At 58.1% G+C, this 18,215-nt stretch carries 16 protein-coding genes; 10 read left to right on the forward strand and 6 right to left on the reverse strand.

Annotated elements, in window-relative coordinates; genetic code table 11:
* Positions 1-41 precede the first annotated feature (41 nt).
* From rpoZ to recG, 4 genes are read left to right on the forward strand one after another with little or no spacing between them, the layout of a single operon-like run.
* Positions 42-317: a DNA-directed RNA polymerase subunit omega gene (rpoZ, locus tag C1N60_RS19655; protein ID WP_021314198.1), complete on the forward strand. Its 276-nt coding sequence runs from the start codon at positions 42-44 to the stop codon at positions 315-317.
* A gap of 20 nt (positions 318-337) precedes the next feature.
* On the forward strand, positions 338-2,449 hold the full coding sequence (gene spoT / locus C1N60_RS19660; protein ID WP_394521227.1) for a bifunctional GTP diphosphokinase/guanosine-3',5'-bis pyrophosphate 3'-pyrophosphohydrolase: 2,112 nt from the start codon (positions 338-340) through the stop codon (positions 2,447-2,449).
* Between the two features lie 3 nt (positions 2,450-2,452).
* A complete protein-coding gene (gene trmH / locus C1N60_RS19665) occupies positions 2,453-3,148 on the forward strand; it encodes a tRNA (guanosine(18)-2'-O)-methyltransferase TrmH (RefSeq protein ID WP_031279638.1) in 696 nt (231 codons plus the stop codon).
* Positions 3,145-5,223, forward strand: a complete 2,079-nt coding sequence (gene recG, locus C1N60_RS19670; protein ID WP_021507107.1) for an ATP-dependent DNA helicase RecG — start codon at positions 3,145-3,147, stop codon at positions 5,221-5,223. The genes trmH and recG overlap by 4 nt, the downstream gene beginning before the upstream one ends.
* Here the strand turns inward: recG and C1N60_RS19675 are convergent.
* Positions 5,220-5,705 (reverse strand): MarR family winged helix-turn-helix transcriptional regulator, encoded by a 486-nt coding sequence (locus tag C1N60_RS19675; protein WP_058780488.1) that lies wholly within the window; start codon positions 5,703-5,705, stop codon positions 5,220-5,222. The two genes, recG and C1N60_RS19675, sit on opposite strands and share 4 nt — an antisense overlap.
* Before the next feature lie 69 nt (positions 5,706-5,774).
* Here C1N60_RS19675 and C1N60_RS19680 point away from each other — a divergent pair, with 69 nt between their 5' ends.
* The 4 genes from C1N60_RS19680 to C1N60_RS19695 all read left to right on the forward strand — a co-directional run bounded on the left by C1N60_RS19680 (position 5,775) and on the right by C1N60_RS19695 (position 10,205).
* The gene (locus C1N60_RS19680; RefSeq protein WP_394521228.1) at positions 5,775-6,710 is read left to right on the forward strand and encodes a quinone oxidoreductase family protein; all 936 of its coding nucleotides are present in this window, start codon (positions 5,775-5,777) and stop codon (positions 6,708-6,710) included.
* A gap of 90 nt (positions 6,711-6,800) precedes the next feature.
* Positions 6,801-8,189 carry a nucleobase:cation symporter-2 family protein gene (locus C1N60_RS19685; RefSeq protein ID WP_021507110.1) on the forward strand — a complete coding sequence of 463 codons (1,389 nt, stop codon included), beginning with the start codon at positions 6,801-6,803 and terminating at the stop codon, positions 8,187-8,189.
* Positions 8,190-8,311: 122 nt separating this feature from the next.
* Positions 8,312-9,991: an AsmA family protein gene (locus C1N60_RS19690; protein WP_338670610.1), complete on the forward strand. Its 1,680-nt coding sequence runs from the start codon at positions 8,312-8,314 to the stop codon at positions 9,989-9,991.
* Between the two features lie 7 nt (positions 9,992-9,998).
* Positions 9,999-10,205 carry a hypothetical protein gene (locus C1N60_RS19695; RefSeq protein WP_136547139.1) on the forward strand — a complete coding sequence of 69 codons (207 nt, stop codon included), beginning with the start codon at positions 9,999-10,001 and terminating at the stop codon, positions 10,203-10,205.
* Here C1N60_RS19695 and fabY read toward each other — a convergent pair.
* The 5 genes from fabY to typA form a co-directional block, all read right to left on the reverse strand.
* Positions 10,198-11,145 (reverse strand): fatty acid biosynthesis protein FabY, encoded by a 948-nt coding sequence (gene fabY / locus C1N60_RS19700; protein ID WP_021507112.1) that lies wholly within the window; start codon positions 11,143-11,145, stop codon positions 10,198-10,200. The two genes, C1N60_RS19695 and fabY, sit on opposite strands and share 8 nt — an antisense overlap.
* A 59-nt stretch (positions 11,146-11,204) precedes the next feature.
* Positions 11,205-11,642, reverse strand: a complete 438-nt coding sequence (gene dtd / locus C1N60_RS19705) for a D-aminoacyl-tRNA deacylase (RefSeq protein ID WP_021507113.1) — start codon at positions 11,640-11,642, stop codon at positions 11,205-11,207.
* On the reverse strand, positions 11,639-12,505 hold the full coding sequence (locus tag C1N60_RS19710) for a virulence factor BrkB family protein (RefSeq protein WP_021507114.1): 867 nt from the start codon (positions 12,503-12,505) through the stop codon (positions 11,639-11,641). Before C1N60_RS19710 ends, dtd begins: the two co-directional genes overlap by 4 nt.
* Before the next feature lie 6 nt (positions 12,506-12,511).
* Positions 12,512-13,108: a glucose-1-phosphatase gene (yihX, locus tag C1N60_RS19715; RefSeq protein ID WP_021507115.1), complete on the reverse strand. Its 597-nt coding sequence runs from the start codon at positions 13,106-13,108 to the stop codon at positions 12,512-12,514.
* A gap of 183 nt (positions 13,109-13,291) precedes the next feature.
* Positions 13,292-15,112, reverse strand: coding sequence for a ribosome-dependent GTPase TypA (gene typA, locus C1N60_RS19720; protein ID WP_021507116.1), 1,821 nt, complete (start codon positions 15,110-15,112; stop codon positions 13,292-13,294).
* A 440-nt stretch (positions 15,113-15,552) separates the two neighbouring features.
* On the opposite strand from typA, the gene glnA reads away from it, so the two are divergent.
* A complete protein-coding gene (gene glnA / locus C1N60_RS19725) occupies positions 15,553-16,962 on the forward strand; it encodes a glutamate--ammonia ligase (protein ID WP_394521229.1) in 1,410 nt (469 codons plus the stop codon).
* A 198-nt stretch (positions 16,963-17,160) separates the two neighbouring features.
* Complete coding sequence (gene glnL / locus C1N60_RS19730; protein ID WP_021507118.1) at positions 17,161-18,210, forward strand: nitrogen regulation protein NR(II); 1,050 nt, start codon at positions 17,161-17,163, stop codon at positions 18,208-18,210.
* Positions 18,211-18,215 lie beyond the last annotated feature (5 nt).

Consider the following 18,215-nt stretch of genomic DNA (forward strand, 5'->3'; position numbering starts at 1 on the left):
ATGCCCAGTCATTTCTTCATCATCTGTGGAGTAGCACACCTATGGCACGCGTAACCGTTCAGGACGCAGTAGAGAAAGTTGGTAACCGTTTTGACCTGGTGTTGGTCGCTGCACGTCGTGCACGTCAGATGCAGGTAGGCGGCAAAGATCCGCTGGTTCCGGAAGAGAACGATAAAGCCACCGTTATCGCCCTGCGCGAAATCGAAGAAGGCCTGATCACCAACCAGATTCTGGATGTCCGTGATCGTCAGGAACAGCAAGAGCAGGAAGCCGCTGAGTTACAAGCCGTTACCGCTATCGCTGAAGGTCGTCGTTAACAGCACTCTGCAGGTCAACCTTGTATCTGTTTGAAAGCCTCAATCAGCTGATTGAAAAATACTTGCCTGAGGAGCAAATCAAGCGCCTCAAGCAAGCTTACCTTGTCGCACGTGATGCCCACGAGGGACAGACACGCTCCAGCGGCGAACCCTATATCACCCATCCCGTTGCGGTTGCCTGCATTCTGGCCGAGATGAAGCTCGACCACGAAACGCTGATGGCGGCGCTGCTGCATGATGTGATTGAGGATACGCCCGCCACCTATCAGGACATGGAACAGCTGTTCGGAAAAAGCGTGGCCGAGCTGGTGGAAGGCGTTTCCAAGCTCGATAAGCTGAAATTCCGCGACAAGAAAGAAGCGCAGGCTGAAAACTTCCGCAAAATGATCATGGCGATGGTGCAGGACATTCGCGTCATCCTGATCAAACTGGCTGACCGCACGCACAACATGCGCACGCTGGGCGCGCTGCGTCCGGATAAAAAACGGCGCATCGCGCTGGAAACGCTGGAGATTTACAGTCCTCTGGCGCACCGCCTTGGTATTCATCACCTGAAAACGGAACTGGAAGAGCTCGGCTTTGAAGCGCTCTACCCAAACCGTTTCCGCGTAATTAAAGAGGTGGTGAAAGCGGCGCGCGGTAACCGTAAAGAGATGATTCAGAAGATCCTGTCGGAAATCGACGGGCGTCTGCAGGAAGCCGGCATTCCGTGCCGCGTCAGCGGACGGGAAAAGCATCTCTATTCGATCTACCGCAAAATGCACCTGAAAGAGCAGCGATTTCACTCGATCATGGATATCTATGCCTTTCGCGTCATCGTGAAAGACCTTGATACCTGCTATCGCGTGCTCGGTCAGATGCACAGCCTGTACAAACCGCGTCCCGGACGCGTGAAAGATTACATCGCCATTCCCAAAGCCAACGGCTATCAGTCACTGCACACTTCGATGATCGGCCCGCACGGCGTGCCGGTTGAGGTGCAAATCCGTACCGAAGATATGGATCAGATGGCGGAGATGGGGGTGGCGGCCCACTGGGCTTATAAAGAAGCTGGCGAAAGCGGTACCACCGCGCAAATTCGCGCCCAGCGCTGGCTGCAAAGCCTGCTGGAGCTGCAGCAGAGCGCTGGCAGCTCGTTTGAATTCATCGAAAGCGTAAAATCCGATCTGTTCCCGGATGAGATCTACGTGTTTACGCCGGAAGGCCGTATCGTCGAACTGCCCGCGGGCGCCACGCCGGTGGATTTCGCCTATGCGGTGCACACCGATATCGGTCACGCCTGCGTCGGTGCGCGCGTCGATCGCCAGCCGTATCCGCTGTCGCAGGCGCTGACCAGCGGCCAGACGATTGAAATCATTACCGCACCTGGCGCCCGGCCAAATGCCGCGTGGCTCAACTTTGTGGTGAGCTCAAAAGCGCGTGCCAAAATTCGCCAGCTGCTGAAAAACCTCAAGCGCGAAGATTCCGTTAACCTCGGTCGTCGTCTGCTGAGCCACGCGCTCGGCGGCAGCAAAAAGCTGGCCGAAATTCCGGCGGAGAATATTCAGCAGGAGCTGGAGCGTATGAAGCTCTCCAGCATCGACGATCTGCTGGCGGAGATTGGCCTCGGCAATGCCATGAGCGTGGTGGTGGCGAAGAACCTGCTGCAATCCGGTAACGAACCGTCATCTGGCAGCAGCAAGCGCAGCAAAAAGCTGCCAATCAAGGGCGCTGATGGCGTGCTGATTACCTTCGCCAAGTGCTGCCGTCCAATCCCTGGCGACCCGATTGTCGCGCACGTCAGTCCCGGTAAAGGGCTGGTGGTGCATCACGAATCCTGCCGTAACATTCGCGGCTACCAGAAAGAACCGGAAAAATTCATGCCGGTTGAATGGGATAAAGTGACCGATCAGGAGTTTGTCGCCGAGATTAAGGTGGATATGTTTAACCACCAGGGCGCGCTGGCCAACCTGACCGCGGCAATCAATACCGCAGGTTCGAATATTCAAAGCCTCAATACCGAAGAGCGTGACGGCCGCGTTTACAGCGCCTTCATCCGCCTCACCGCGAACGATCGCGTCCATCTGGCCAATATCATGCGTAAAATCCGCGTGATGCCGGACGTGATTAAAGTTCACCGTAACCGTAATTAGTGCATGAACGCTCAACGTTTTGCTCGTATCCAGGAGATGCTGGCCATGCGCCAGCACGATCTCACCGTCTGCATGGAGCAGGTGCATAAGCCGCACAATGTCTCTGCGGTGATTCGCACCGCCGACGCCGTCGGCATCCACGAAGTTCATGCGGTATGGCCCAGCGTGCGTATGCGCACCATGGTGTCCGCGTCGGCGGGCAGTAACAGTTGGGTGAAGGTGAAAACCCATCGCCACATTGCTGATGCGGTGCGCCATCTGAAAGATCGCGGCATGCAGGTGCTGGCGACCCATCTGTCTGACAAAGCGGTCGATTTCCGCGAGATCGATTACACCAAACCGACCTGTATTTTGATGGGCCAGGAGAAAACCGGCATCACCGCTGAAGCGCTGGCGCTAGCCGACCGCGATATTATCATTCCGATGGTCGGTATGGTGCAGTCGCTGAATGTCTCCGTGGCCTCCGCGCTGATTCTGTATGAAGCCCAGCGCCAGCGGCAAAACGCCGGCATGTATCGCCGCCAGCACAGCCTGCTGGACGAGGATGAGCAGCAGCGCCTGCTGTTTGAGGGCGGTTATCCGGTGCTGGCGCGCGTAGCGAAGCAGAAAGGCCTGCCCTATCCGCACATCAACGCGCAGGGCGAAGTCGAAGCCGATGCCGCCTGGTGGTCCACCATGCAAGCGACGGGTAAAAAATGAAAGGCCGTCTGCTGGATGCCATTCCGCTCAGTACCCTGACCGGCGTCGGCGCCAGTCAGGCGGGTAAGCTGGCGAAACTCGGCCTGTTTACCATTCAGGATCTGCTGCTGCACCTGCCGCTGCGCTACGAAGACCGCACCCAGCTGTACAAAATTAACGATCTGCTGCCCGGCATCTGGGCGACGGTGGAAGGTGAAGTGCTGCACAGCGAAATCACCTTTGGCCGCCGTCGCATGCTGGTATGCCAGATCAGCGACGGCAGCGGCGTGCTGACGATGCGCTTCTTCAACTTCAACGCCGGCATGAAAAACAGCCTGGCACCGGGCCGTCGCGTTACCGCTTATGGCGAGATCAAACGCGGCCAGCGCGGCGCTGAAATCATTCATCCGGAGTATCGCGTCCAGGGCGAGTTGGGTGGCGTTGAGCTGCAGGAAACTCTGACGCCGGTTTATCCCACCACCGAAGGTATTCGCCAGGCCACGCTGCGCAATCTCACCGATCAGGCACTGACGCTGCTGGAGAGCTGCCCGATTGCCGAGCTGCTGCCGCCGGAATTGAGCGGCGGTTTGATCAGCCTGCCGGAGGCGCTGCGCACCCTGCACCGGCCGCCGCCGGACCTGCGCCTGAGCGAGCTGGAAACCGGCCGTCATCCGGCGCAGAAGCGTCTGATTCTCGAAGAGCTGCTGGCGCACAATCTCAGCATGCTGGCGGTACGCGCCGGCGCGCAGCGCCATCACGCCCTGCCCATGCCGGCACGCCACCAACTGGTGGATAAACTGCTGGCCGCGCTGCCATTCTCGCCCACCGCGGCGCAGCGGCGCGTGGTCGCAGAGATTGAGCGCGATCTGGCGCATGACTTCCCGATGATGCGCCTGGTGCAGGGTGATGTCGGCTCCGGTAAAACGCTGGTAGCTGCCCTGGCGGCGCTGAACGTGATCGCCCATGGCAAGCAGGTAGCGCTGATGGCCCCCACCGAGCTGCTGGCAGAACAGCACGCCAGTAATTTCCGCCAGTGGTTTGCGCCGCTTGGCGTGGAAGTTGGCTGGCTGGCCGGAAAGCAGAAAGGCAAAGCGCGCGAAGCGCAGCAGGAGGCGATTGCCAGCGGTCAGGTGGCGATGGTGGTGGGCACGCACGCGCTGTTCCAGGAACAGGTGAAGTTCAACGGCATGGCGCTGGTGATCATTGATGAGCAGCACCGTTTCGGCGTGCATCAGCGGCTGGCGCTGTGGGAAAAAGGCGAAGAGCAGGGTTTCCATCCGCATCAGCTGATCATGACCGCCACCCCGATTCCACGCACCCTGGCGATGACGGCCTACGCCGATCTCGATACCTCAACCATTGACGAACTGCCGCCGGGCCGTACGCCGGTGACCACGGTGGCGATTCCCGATACCCGCCGCAGCGACATCATCACCCGGGTGCAAAGCGCCTGCCACGAGGGCCGTCAGGCCTATTGGGTGTGTACGCTGATCGATGAATCCGACGTGCTGGAAGCGCAGGCGGCGGAAGCCACCTGGCAGGAGCTGAAAGTGGCGCTGCCGGACCTGCAGGTTGGTCTGGTACACGGGCGCATGAAGCCGGCGGAGAAACAGGCGGTAATGGCGGCGTTCAAGGCCAACGAAATCCAGCTGCTGGTGGCCACCACGGTGATTGAGGTCGGCGTGGATGTGCCCAACGCCAGCCTGATGATCATCGAAAACCCGGAACGACTTGGTCTGGCGCAGCTGCATCAGCTGCGCGGACGCGTTGGCCGCGGTGCCGTCGCCTCACACTGCGTGCTGCTGTATAAAGCGCCGCTGAGTAAAACCGCGCAGAAACGCCTGCAGGTGCTGCGCGACAGCAACGACGGTTTTGTCATCGCCCAGCACGATCTGGAAATTCGCGGTCCGGGTGAACTGCTCGGCACGCGCCAGACCGGCAACGCCGAGTTTAAAGTCGCCGATTTACTGCGCGATCAAAGCATGATTCCGGAAGTTCAGCGCGTGGCGCGCCATATCCACCAGCATTATCCCGAACAGGCTCAGGCGCTGATCGAGCGCTGGCTGCCGGAAACCGAGCGCTACAGCCACGCTTAATCCAGCTGCGGCTGTCGATCCACCGCCATAAAATCCCCGACGAAGCGCTGTAACAGGCGCGTTAACTCAGCGCGCTCTTCAGCTGGCCAGCCAGCGAACAGCTGCTGATAGATCTGGGTGCGCGCCGCGTCGATTTTGTCCGTCATCGCTTTTCCCGCCGCCGTGATCACCGCCTCATTAATCCGCTTGTCTCTGGCATTTTTCTGCCGCTGCGCCAGCCCCAGCTCTTCCAGCTTCGCCACCTGGCGGCTGACAGTGGTGTAATCGCGCCCGGCGCGATCGGCCAGCTCGACCACGCCGAGGGGACCAAAGCGGCCAATCTGGATCAATAGCGGAAACAGGGCACGATCCAGCTGGATACCGGACTCTTTTATTAATAATTCATCGCGTTGCGGACGATTAAAGGTGCCGACGATCATCAGCAGCGCGTTGTGCAAATCATCGAAGCCGGCATTATTATGTGTATTTTGCACGCTTTTCATTGACGTCATCCCAGAGCAGGCCTAATGTGTGCATATTACACATATTATCCGATGAACTGAAGGTGAAACATGAAAGCAGCTATTGTCAGTGCCGCAGGTGAGAAACCGATATGGGGCGATTTCCCGGCACCGCAGGCCGATGAACAGCATGTGGTGGTGACGGTGAAGGCCGCCGCCATTAGCCAGCTGGCGAAAGCGCGGGCCGCCGGTGCCCATTACAGCGCCGGTAGCCACTATCCGTTTATCGCCGGTATTGATGGCACCGGCACGTTGAGCAACGGCGATCCGGTCTATTTTCTCGCCTTTAGCGCGCCGTGGGGCAGTATGGCGCAGCAGACCCGGGTGCCGGCTGCGGCGGTGGTTGCGCTGCCGCCGACGCTTGATCCGCTGCTGGCTGCGGCAATCGCCAATCCCGGCATGTCCTCGTGGGCCGCACTGACGCGTCGCGCGCAGTTTCAGGCGGGTGAAACCGTGCTGATCAACGGTGCAACCGGCACCTCCGGCGGGCTGGCGGTGCGCATTGCGCGTCACCTCGGTGCCGGGAAAATCATCGCCACCGGCCGTAACCGCGCGGTGCTGGAGCAGTTGCGCACGCAGGGCGCGGATATCATCCTGACGCTGGATGAACTGCCCGGCGCGCTGCCAGCACTGATGCAGCAGGGCATTGATGTGGTGCTGGATTATCTGTGGGGCCAGAGTGCGCTCGACATCATGCACGCGGCCGTGGCCGGCGGTGAGAAAACGGTGCGCTTTGTGCAGATTGGCTCGCTCAGCGGGCAGGAGATCGCGCTGCACAGTAAACTGCTGCGCTCATCCGGGCTGACGCTGATGGGCAGCGGACTGGGCAGCGTCTCTGACAGCGAACTGACCGCCTGTATTGGTGAGATGCTGAACGCCGCCGCTGAAAGTGATTTCTCCATCGCTTTTCAGCAGCGTCCGCTGAGTGAGGTAGAGCAGGCGTGGCAGCAGGATGACAGCCGCTGCCGCACGGTGTTTACGCTCTAGATCAATCGCAACTAAAAGGGGTATTGCAAACGATTGCTTTCACAACGCAACCGTTTAAAATCGCCCCTTTGTTGTTATTGAGAAGCCACCATGTCCGTCAATACTGCTGAATCCCGCCAGCCTGCCACTGCGCCAGGCGAGAGCAAAAGTGAACTGATTTACCGTCTTGAAGATCGTCCGCCGCTGCCGCAAACGCTGTTTGCCGCCTGCCAGCATCTGCTGGCGATGTTTGTGGCGGTGATTACCCCGGCACTGCTTATCTGCCAGGCGCTCGGCTTACCGGCGCAGGACACGCAGCACATCATCAGCATGTCGCTGTTTGCTTCGGGCGTGGCGTCCATTCTGCAAATTAAAACCTGGGGACCGGTGGGTTCTGGCCTGCTGTCGATTCAGGGCACCAGCTTTAACTTTGTCACGCCGCTGATCATGGGCGGTATGGCGCTGAAAAACGGCGGTGCCGATGTGCCAACCATGATGGCAGCGCTGTTTGGTACCCTGATGGTGGCTTCCTGTACTGAGATGTTGCTGTCACGCGTGCTGCACCTCGCGCGCCGCATCATCACGCCGCTGGTGTCCGGCATTGTGGTGATGATTATCGGTCTGTCGCTGATTCAGGTCGGACTGACCTCGATTGGCGGTGGCTTCGCCGCCATGAACGATCACAGCTTTGGGGCGCCGAAAAATCTGCTGCTGGCCGGTGCCGTGCTGGTGGTTATCATCCTGCTCAACCGCCAGCGCAACCCTTATCTGCGCGTCGCGTCGCTGGTGATCGCCATGGCGGTGGGTTATGCGCTGGCCTGGGCGCTGGATATGCTGCCCGCTACCTCTGCACCCACCAACCAGGCGCTGCTGGCCGTGCCATCGCCGCTCTATTACGGCCTGGGTTTTGACTGGAATCTGCTGATCCCGCTGATGCTGGTGTTTATGGTGACCTCGCTGGAAACCATCGGTGATATTACCGCCACCTCCGATGTCTCCGAACAGCCGGTCAGTGGTCCGCTGTATATGAAGCGTCTGAAAGGCGGCGTGCTCGCCAATGGTCTCAACTCGTTTGTGTCGGCGCTGTTCAACACCTTCCCTAACTCCTGCTTTGGTCAGAACAACGGGGTGATTCAGCTGACCGGCGTGGCCAGCCGCTACGTGGGCTTTGTGGTGGCGCTGATGCTGATCGTACTCGGCCTGTTCCCGGCGGTGAGCGGCTTTGTGCAGCATATTCCGGAACCGGTACTGGGCGGTGCCACCATCGTGATGTTTGGTACCATTGCCGCTTCTGGCGTGCGTATCGTGTCGCGCGAGCCGCTCAATCGCCGCGCCATTATGATCATCGCGCTGTCGCTGGCGGTGGGCCTCGGCGTATCGCAACAGCCGCTGATTCTGCAATTTGCCCCGGACTGGCTGAAAACCCTGCTGTCATCCGGCATCGCCGCCGGGGGTATCACTGCTATCGTGCTTAACCTCGTCTTTCCGCAGGAAAAGTAATGCTGCTGGCAGGCTACGGCCTGCCTGTTATTTATCCGCTTTTTCATCCAGGCTGTTGAGCTGTAACGGTAATTCAGGCATAACAACCACTCACCGGATAAATATCGGGATGGATGGATGCGATGAAATTTTTAGGCAAGTTTTTCCTTACCTTGTTACTGCTGATTCTGCTGGCGCTGGTGGTTCTCTATGTGCTGCTGCAAACCCAGTGGGGCGCAGGCTGGTTTAGCCGTTGGGTAAGCGATAAAACCGCCTGGCATTTGTCGCTGAGTAAGATTGAGCACAACTTCTCCTCGCCTTCCCACATCATCCTGGATGACTTCAGCTTCGGCCACGACGGCCAGCCGGCGGTGCTGGTGGCGAAGCGCGTCGATCTCGGTCTGGCACTGGTGCAGTTCAGCGATCCGCTGCATTTCGACAGCATTGAAGTGCGCGACGGCGACATCAACCTCGCTAACCAGTCACCACAAACCACGCTGCCGATCCAGGCCAACCGGCTGCAGCTCAATAATGTGCAGATCGAAAGCCCGCACAGCGCCCTGCCGCTGGCGGCGCAGCGGGTCAACGGCGGCATTGTGCCGTGGAAGCCCACGCCTGACGATATGCTGGGCAGCGATGCGCAGTTCCAGATGAGCGCAGGTGCCATGACGCTGGACGGCGTCGCCGGTAATAACGTGCTGCTGCAGGGCAATATCGCCAAACGCCGGCTGGTGCTGAGCAATATCGGCGCTGATCTGGCGCGCGGCTCAATGACCGGACGTGCCGAGCGCGACGCGCAGGGTAACTGGCAAATCAACCAGCTGCGTCTTAACGATATCCGCCTGCAAACCCAGCAGAGCCTGAGCGAGTTCCTCAGTCCGCTGCGTGACGTGCCTTCGGTGAGCATTAACCGGCTGGATATGACCGATGCGCGCCTGCAGGGCCCGGACTGGGCGGTGACCGATCTCGATCTGACCCTGAAGAACATTACGCTGCGCGGCGATGACTGGCAGAGCGACGACGGTTCGCTGGCCATGAACGCCGGCAACTTTATTAACGGCAGCTTTGAACTCAACGATCCGATCGTCAATGCCGAATTCTCACCGCAGGGCATTCAGCTGACGCAGTTCAGCTCACGCTGGGTCAACGGCGTGATTCGCGCCAGCGGCAGCTGGACGCGCAGCGACAAGCGCCTGACGCTTGACGATTTAGCCATTGCCGGCCTGGAATACACGCTGCCGCAAAACTGGCGCGATCGCTGGCAGCAGACGCTGCCGGGCTGGCTGGATAGCGTGCTGGTGAAGCGTGCAACGGCTAACCGTAACCTGGTGATTGATATCAATCCGGCCTTCCCGTTCCAGATGACCGCGCTCGACGGTAATGCAGAGAATCTGCTGCTGGCGCGCCAGCATCAATGGGGCATCTGGGCGGGCAAAGCCAGCTTTAACGCGGCGGAAGCCACCTTTAACCGCACCGATTTGCGCCATCCGTCGATTAGCCTGAACGCCAGCGATCGGCAGATTGAGGTCAGCGAGATGAGCGCCTTCAACGGTAGCGGATTACTGGAAGGCACGGCAACCGCAGGACAGGAAGCACAGCGTCCGTTTACGCTGAACCTGAAAGGCCAGGCGGTGCCGGCAAACGTGCTGCAAAACTGGGGCTGGCCTGCGCTGCCGCTGAGCGGCAGCAGTAATTTGCAGCTGCAGCTGAAGGGCTCGCTCAGCGCGGACGCACCGTTGCGTGCCAGCGCAGAAGGCAGTTTGTCGGTGACGACGGATACGCAGTCGGTGCAGCAGACGATGCGTGGCGGGCAGGTGCAGTGATGATTGCATGACCGATCGCGCTGAAAAGCGCGATGCGGGCGCGTCAGGTCATCGCCAATCGCACAATATTTGTAGCGGCGCGATTTATCGCGCAATAAATTGCGCCGCTACCAAAAATGCAACTGTTGTTGAATGCAGTCGAATCTTGACTGACAAACATTACGCCATGCAGAGTGACCCTGTGATTTTGTTGCGCGCTGCGGTCATTAATTAATACGCGCGCCTGAACCGCCCTCTTCCAGCGGTCCGTCGGGATCGGCGGGTAACACGATGTAGACACCTTCAAACACCGCACCCAGTTCATCATCCCCAAACAACTCCACCTCCATCTGTACGCGTGCTTTTCGTCCGCGCGCCAGCCGGTCGAGATCGCCGCTCAGCGAGCCGAGATCGGCGATGGCGCCGGGCCGTCCGCTGATCGGTTTGCTATAGCGAATATGTGCATCGGCCAGAATGATGGTGCCGCCAAGATGGCGTTCACGCAGCAGCAGCCAGATCAATCCCCAGCCGGTAAGCGTGGCGAGTGAAAACAGACTGCCGGCAAACAGCGTGTGGTGCGGGTTCTGGTTGCCGGCTTCCGGCATGGTGGTAACAAACTTCTGCCCGGTATACTGCAGAATGCGCACGCCCATCTTTTCGCTCAGCGGGATGTGTTCGTACCACGCCTGCTGCAGCTGTCCGCACCAGTCGGCGCGATGCAGAATATCATCCAGCGTCACCACCGGTTTAATCATCAGGAAGTGACGCACCGGCGTGGTTTGCGGTGCAGTAATTTCGCCCTGATTAACAAAGCCGAGCTTGGCAAAGAACTCCACCGCATCCTCGCGCGCGCTACAGGTGACGCGTTTGGCCCCTTCCTGGCGCGCCACCGACTCCAGCGTCATCGCCACCAGCGTACCCAGCCCTTTGCCCTGCACCGACGGATGCACCGCCAGAAAGCGGATCGCCGCTTCATTTTCCGCATTGATATACAGCCGGCCCACCGCTACCGGTTTGCCGTGCTCATCCACCACCATCTGGTGATGCGCCAGCGCATCCCAGGCATCACGTTCTGAGCCCTGCGGCTGGCGCAGCGGCTTCCGTAACATTTCCCAGCGGAACTGGTAATACATATCCAGCTCTTCCGCCGTTTGCGGTACGCGAAGATGATACATAAAGTGATTCTCTCGTTCGGAGCTTGCGTGGCTGATCCCTTGCCGCTCGGCTAAAAATCTCACACCTGTAACCAGAAGGTCACCGGACCATCGTTAATTAGTGAAACCTGCATATTGGCGGCGAAGCGCCCGTTGGCGGTGGTGACGCCAAGCGCCCGGCAGCGATCGCTGAAGTCGTGATAGAGGCGCTCGGCTTCCGCCGGATGCGCGCCGCCAGAGAAAGAGGGACGCATGCCTTTTTGCGTGTCGGCCGCCAGGGTGAATTGCGAAACCACCAGCACGCTACCGCCTGTCTGCTGTACGCTGAGATTCATTTTGTCGTTCTCATCGCCAAAGATGCGGTAGCCCAGCACTTTCTCCGCCAGGCGCTGTGATTTCTGCTCGTCATCGCCCTTTTCCACCCCCAGCAGCACCAGCAGACCGGCGCCAATTTCGCCCACCGTGGCGTTATCCACGCTGACGCTGGCGCGCGTCACACGCTGAATCAAAGCAATCATGTTTCCTCTCGTTCTTTATCGCGTTCCTGCTGTTTTAACTGGCGATAGTCATCCAGCGTGACGGTCACTTCCGCGCCTAACAACACAATACACCAGGTCCAGTAAACCCACAGAAACAGGATGGGGATCACTGCCAGCACGCCGTAAATTAACTGATACGAAGGAAACATCGTAACATAGAGCGCAAAGCCTTTTTTGCCCAGCTCGAACAGCAGACCCGCGACCACCGCACCTATCAACGCATCGCGTCCCGGCACGCGCCGCGTCGGCACAATGCTGTACAGCAGCCAGAAGGCGAGAATGGAGAGAACCAGCGGGAAGATGCGCAGCGCCTGATCGATCAGGCTGGTGACGCCGGTCACGTTCACCCAGCGCAGCGACAGCAGATAGGAGCTGATGGCCAGACTGGCACCGGCCAGCAGCGGTCCCAGCGTCAGGATCATCCAGTAGACCGCAAAGGAGTAAACCATCGGGCGCGGCTTGTCGCTGCGCCAGATGGCGTTGAGCGCGCTGTCGACCGAATGCATCAGCAGCAGCGCAGTGACTATCAGCCCGACCGCTCCCACTGCCGTCATTTTATTGACGTTGGCGACAAACTGATCGAGATAGCGCTGAATCACATCCCCGGCGGCCGGCATGAAGTTAGTGAAGATGAAGTTCTTCAGCTGCACGCTGATGTCGGAGAACACCGGGAAGGCGGCAAACAGCGCGAATACCACGGCAATCAGCGGCACCAGCGCCAGCAGTGACACGTAGGCGAGGTTACCGGCCTGCGTGGTCATGTTGTCTTCATCGATGCGGCGCCACAGCAGTTTGATCCACAGGAAAAACGCATGCGCCGAGTGGCGCAGATGAGTTCGCATGGTCACTCAGCGACGGCTCGCAAACCAGTCAGGCACGGTTTTCGCATCTTCGACCAGCACGCTCTCAATGCCCAGCGCGCGCGCCGCATCAACATTGGCCTGGTTGTCATCAAAGAATACCGCCTGATCGGCGGTGAAGCCTTCATGCTCCAGTACGTAGTGCCAGATGCGCGCTTCTGGTTTGCGCATGCCGATATCCTGCGACATATAGATGTGGTCGGCAGCCTGCTGCACTTCCGGATACTGCGTTGGCCAGAACTCGAAATGCAGCTGGTTGGTGTTAGACAGAATCACCACGCGCTCGCCGCTGGCGCGCAGCTGGTTCATGATCGCCAGTGTTTCCGGACGCACGCCGACAAACACCGCCTGCCAGCCAGCGGTGAACTGCGGATAGCTCAGGGCAATATCGAGCTGGTCACACAGCCGCGCGGCAAACTCCGGGTCGCTGATTTCGCCCCGCTCGTGCTGCTCGAAAGTCTCGTCCATGCGAAAACGGCTCTGCAGCGTGGCAAGCGGCACGCGTCCCAGATCGCTCCAGACGCCGAGTACCCGATTGAAATCGATATCAACAATCACATTGCCTAAATCAAAGATGTACAGCATGACACCTCTCCTCTACGTTCCCTGGATCATTCACTCTAGCGGTAAAAGGCAAGCCTGAACAGGTACGCTTAGGGGAAATCCGCATTCCGCAAGCGGGGTCTGATTTCGTACGGGTCGCGCTGCCTCAGACGGCAGGCAAAAAAAAGCCCCGCGGGTGCGGGGCTCATTATCAGACGATTTCGCTTACTCTTTGCTGCCGCGAGACGCGCGTTTGCGATCGTTCTCGGTCAGGTGGCGTTTACGAATACGTACTGACTGCGGCGTCACTTCTACCAGTTCGTCGTCATCAATGAACTCGATAGCCTGCTCCAGCGTCATTTTCTGCGGTGGTACCAGGGTGGTAGCTTCGTCAGTACCTGACGCACGCATGTTGGTCAGTTTCTTACCGGTCAGGCAGTTTACGGTCAGGTCGTTAGAACGGCTGTGAATACCGATGATCTGGCCTTCATACACTTCCGCACCGTGACCGAGGAACAGCTTACCGCGATCCTGCAGGCCGAACAGGGCGAAGGCAACCGCTTTACCCTGACCGTTGGAGATCAGCACGCCGTTCTGACGCTGGCCCACTTCGCCCGGACGCACGTCGTCGTAGTGGCTGAAGGTGGAGTACAGCAGACCGGTACCGGAAGTCATGGTCATGAATTCGTTACGGAAGCCAATCAGACCACGGCTTGGGATCACGTAGTCGAGACGTACGCGGCCTTTACCATCCGGATCCATGTTTTTCAGGTCGCCTTTACGCTCACCCATCGCCTGCATCACTGAACCCTGGTGGGTTTCTTCGATGTCGAGGGTAACGTTTTCGAATGGCTCCTGCTTGCGGCCTTCGAATTCACGGAAGATAACTTTCGGACGGGATACCGCCAGCTCGTAGCCTTCACGACGCATGTTCTCGATCAGAACTGACAGGTGCAGCTCACCACGACCGGATACGCGGAATGCATCGGCATCTTCGGTTTCTTCTACGCGCAGCGCTACGTTGTGCACCAGCTCTTTGTTCAGACGCTCAAGGATCTGACGCGACGTCACAAACTTACCTTCTTTACCACAGAACGGTGAGGTGTTGACGTTGAAGAACATGGTTACGGTTGGCTCATCCACGCTCAGCGCTGGCAGCGCTTCCACATTCTGCGTGTCGCAGATGGTGTCGGAGATGTTCAGCTCGCCCAGACCGGTGATAGCGATGATGTCGCCTGCTTCAGCCAGGTCGGATTCAATACGCTCCAGACCCAGATGGCCCAGCACTTTACCGACTTTCGCGTTACGGGTTTTCCCTTCGCTGTCGATCACAGTAACCTGCTGGTTTGGCTTCACTTTACCGCGCTTGATGCGGCCGATACCGATTACGCCGAGGTAGTTGTTGTAGTCCAGCTGCGAGATCTGCATCTGCAGTGGGGCTTCAACTTCAACCTGCGGTGGAGAAACGTGGTCGACGATGGCCTGATACAGCGGGGTCATGTCGTCAGCCATGTCGGTGTGATCCAGACCGGCGATACCATTCAGCGCAGACGCATAAATGATCGGGAAATCGAGCTGCTCGTCGGTCGCATCGAGGTTGACGAACAGGTCAAATACCTGGTCAACAACCCAGTCCGGACGCGCGCCAGGACGGTCAACTTTGTTGATGACTACAATCGGCTTCAAACCGTGGGCAAAGGCTTTCTTGGTTACGAAGCGGGTTTGCGGCATAGGGCCATCCATCGCGTCTACAACCAGCAGCACCGAATCCACCATGGACATGACGCGCTCAACTTCACCACCGAAGTCGGCGTGTCCCGGGGTATCAACGATGTTGATACGGTAGTCGTTCCATTTGATGGCGGTGTTTTTCGCGAGGATGGTAATCCCACGCTCTTTCTCCAAATCGTTGGAGTCCATCACGCGCTCAGTCGCTTCGGTACGGGCATCAAAAGTACCGGACTGTTGCAGCAGTTTGTCAACCAGGGTGGTCTTACCATGGTCAACGTGCGCGATGATGGCGATGTTACGCAAATTTTCGATCACAGCTTTGCCTCAGGCATTATAGAAATAACGCGGTATTGTACACGGATTAAGCGAAAGACTGAACATGATCACAGTTTTCGCCGAAAGATTCTCGCAGTGCGCGTTTTTAGCACCAATAACGGTGCATTAAGCTGCACTTTGATGGCGCTTTGCACCATTTAAGTGCTTACCCCTAAACTGACGGCACTATTTTGGTGCATTCCATCCACGCTGGTGCAGCCGTCGTCTCACCGCAGGGCGCATCACAGCGCCATTTTCACCATTGTAATAAAGTTGGCACAGAATTCGCTTTATATCTTTTAAGCGAAAACGACAGTTGCACAACGGTTGAAGAGCTTGCCGAGATCTTGGTCAGGGGTGGTCAGTAGTCGTGACACATTCCCGGCAACAGAAGTTCTCTCACCACGACGACAAAATGACCATTTCCAGGAGAGTTGAGTATGTCCGCTGAACACGTTCTCTCGATGATGAACGAGCACGAAGTTAAGTTTGTTGACCTGCGTTTTACCGATACCAAAGGTAAAGAACAGCACGTTACTATCCCTGCTCACCAGGTTAACGCTGACTTCTTCGAAGAAGGCAAAATGTTCGATGGCTCTTCCATCGGCGGCTGGAAAGGCATTAACGAATCAGACATGGTGCTGATGCCGGATGCAACAACTGCCGTAATGGATCCGTTCTTCGAAGATCCGACGCTCATCATCCGCTGTGACATTCTCGAGCCAGGCACGCTGCAGGGCTACGATCGCGACCCGCGCTCCATTGCCAAGCGCGCAGAAGAGTTCCTGCGTTCTTCCGGCATCGCCGACACCGTACTGTTCGGACCTGAGCCAGAGTTCTTCCTGTTTGACGACATCCGTTACGGCTCTTCAACTTCCGGCTCACACGTGGCTATCGACGACATCGAAGCAGCCTGGAACACCGGTAAAGAGTACGAAGGCGGTAACAAAGGTCACCGTCCAGGTCTGAAAGGCGGCTACTTCCCGGTGCCACCGGTTGACTCATCACAGGACATCCGTTCTGCCATGTGTCTGACCATGGAGCAGATGGGTCTGGTGGTAGAAGCGCATCACCACGAAGTGGCTACTGCTGGTCAGAACGAAGTGGCTACCCGCTTCAACACCATGACCAAGAAAGCTGACGAAATTCAGATCTACAAATATGTCGTGCACAACGTCGCGCACGCCTACGGCAAAACGGCTACCTTTATGCCGAAGCCGATGTTTGGCGACAACGGTTCCGGTATGCACTGCCACATGTCACTGTCTAAAGGCGGCGTAAACCTGTTCTCTGGCGACAAATACGGCGGCCTGTCTGAAACTGCCCTGTTCTACATCGGCGGTATCATCAAGCACGCTAAAGCCATCAACGCCCTGGCAAACCCGACCACCAACTCATATAAGCGTCTGGTCCCAGGCTACGAAGCACCGGTAATGCTGGCTTACTCAGCGCGTAACCGTTCTGCCTCTATCCGTATCCCGGTGGTGGCCAGCCCGAAAGCACGCCGTATCGAAGCGCGCTTCCCGGATCCAGCGGCTAACCCATACCTGGCGTTCACCGCACTGCTGATGGCCGGCCTCGACGGCGTGATCAACAAGATCCACCCTGGCGATGCGATGGACAAAAACCTGTACGACCTGCCGCCGGAAGAAGAAGCTGAGATTCCAAAAGTGGCCGGTTCACTGGAAGAAGCGCTGAACGCACTGAACGAAGACCGCGAGTTCCTGACCCGTGGCGGCGTGTTCACCGATGACGCTATCGATGCTTACATCGAACTGCGTAAAGCTGACAACGACCGCGTACGCATGACCCCGCACCCGGTTGAGTTCGAACTGTACTACAGCGTTTAATCCTTAAAAGATTCGCGCAGATGCACCGTAGCCGCCAACGCCGCGACGGTGCTAATCCTGGCGCTGAAGATTTTTTGTTGCCGTGGAAACTTTAGCCCATCTCCGGATGGGCTTTTTTCACCGCGAATTCATCGTTCGACGGATAGATTTGCGTCCCCAAAGGCTATAATGCACTAATTTAGTGCAGAGGAACGCTGTATGGCAACTGGCACGCTGCCCGACGCGGGGCAGATTCTCAACTCCCTGATCAACAGTATTTTGCTGGTCGATAACGATCTGGTTATCCACTACGCCAACCCGGCGGCCCAGCAATTACTGGCGCAAAGCTCACGAAAATTGTTCGGCACGCCCTTACCGGAACTTACCGGCTATTTTTCGCTGAACATTGAGGTAATGAGCGAGAGTTTAGGGGCAGGCCAGGGCTTTACCGATAGCGAAGTCACGTTAGTGGTGGATGGCCGCGCGCACATTATGTCGCTCACGGCACAGCGTCTACCCGACGGATTTATTCTGCTGGAAATGGCGCCGATGGATAATCAGCGCCGTCTCAGCCAGGAGCAGATTCAGCACGCTCAGCAGGTTGCCGCGCGCGATCTGGTACGCGGCCTGGCGCACGAAATTAAAAACCCGCTCGGCGGATTGCGCGGCGCGGCACAGCTATTATCGCGCGCCCTGCCCGATCCGGCGCTGAATGAATATACCAAAGTGATTATTGAGCAGGCCGACCGGCTGCGTAACCTGGTCGACCGCCTGCTGGGTCCGCAGCAGCCTGGACTGCACGTGACCCAGAGCATCCATCAGGTGGCTGAACGTGTGGTTAACCTGGTGTCGATGGAGCTGCCGGAAAACGTCTCGCTGGTGCGTGATTATGACCCCAGCCTGCCGGAGCTGCCGCACGACCCGGACCAGATTGAGCAGGTGCTGCTCAACGTGGTGCGTAACGCGCTGCAGGCGCTGGGCGAAGCGGGCGGCACCATTGTCATCCGTACCCGTACCGCGTTTCAGCTGACGTTACACGGCACGCGTTACCGGCTGGTGGCGCGTATCGACATTGAAGATGATGGCCCGGGCATTCCGGCCCAGCTGCAGGATACGCTGTTCTATCCGATGGTCAGCGGACGCGAAGGCGGCACCGGTTTAGGTCTCTCTATCGCCCGCAGCCTGATCGATCAGCATTCGGGAAAAATTGAATTTAACAGTTGGCCAGGCCACACCGAATTCTCGGTTTACCTGCCTATTCGCCAGTGAGGTTT

It is taken from the genome of Pantoea sp. SGAir0184 (assembly GCF_043544755.1).

What these genes read in the sequence shown, in the direction of transcription:
- trmH (WP_031279638.1), top strand. Translation starts at nt 2,453, where the DNA reads ATGAACGCTCAACGTTTTGCTCGTATCCAGGAGATGCTGGCCATGCGC.
- C1N60_RS19680 (WP_394521228.1), top strand. Translation starts at nt 5,775, where the DNA reads ATGAAAGCAGCTATTGTCAGTGCCGCAGGTGAGAAACCGATATGGGGC.
- dtd (WP_021507113.1), bottom strand. Translation starts at nt 11,642, where the DNA reads ATGATTGCTTTGATTCAGCGTGTGACGCGCGCCAGCGTCAGCGTGGAT.
- C1N60_RS19685 (WP_021507110.1), top strand. Translation starts at nt 6,801, where the DNA reads ATGTCCGTCAATACTGCTGAATCCCGCCAGCCTGCCACTGCGCCAGGC.
- C1N60_RS19710 (WP_021507114.1), bottom strand. Translation starts at nt 12,505, where the DNA reads ATGCGAACTCATCTGCGCCACTCGGCGCATGCGTTTTTCCTGTGGATC.
- C1N60_RS19695 (WP_136547139.1), top strand. Translation starts at nt 9,999, where the DNA reads ATGACCGATCGCGCTGAAAAGCGCGATGCGGGCGCGTCAGGTCATCGC.
- C1N60_RS19675 (WP_058780488.1), bottom strand. Translation starts at nt 5,705, where the DNA reads ATGAAAAGCGTGCAAAATACACATAATAATGCCGGCTTCGATGATTTG.
- rpoZ (WP_021314198.1), top strand. Translation starts at nt 42, where the DNA reads ATGGCACGCGTAACCGTTCAGGACGCAGTAGAGAAAGTTGGTAACCGT.
- recG (WP_021507107.1), top strand. Translation starts at nt 3,145, where the DNA reads ATGAAAGGCCGTCTGCTGGATGCCATTCCGCTCAGTACCCTGACCGGC.
- glnA (WP_394521229.1), top strand. Translation starts at nt 15,553, where the DNA reads ATGTCCGCTGAACACGTTCTCTCGATGATGAACGAGCACGAAGTTAAG.
- yihX (WP_021507115.1), bottom strand. Translation starts at nt 13,108, where the DNA reads ATGCTGTACATCTTTGATTTAGGCAATGTGATTGTTGATATCGATTTC.
- fabY (WP_021507112.1), bottom strand. Translation starts at nt 11,145, where the DNA reads ATGTATCATCTTCGCGTACCGCAAACGGCGGAAGAGCTGGATATGTAT.
- C1N60_RS19690 (WP_338670610.1), top strand. Translation starts at nt 8,312, where the DNA reads ATGAAATTTTTAGGCAAGTTTTTCCTTACCTTGTTACTGCTGATTCTG.
- glnL (WP_021507118.1), top strand. Translation starts at nt 17,161, where the DNA reads ATGGCAACTGGCACGCTGCCCGACGCGGGGCAGATTCTCAACTCCCTG.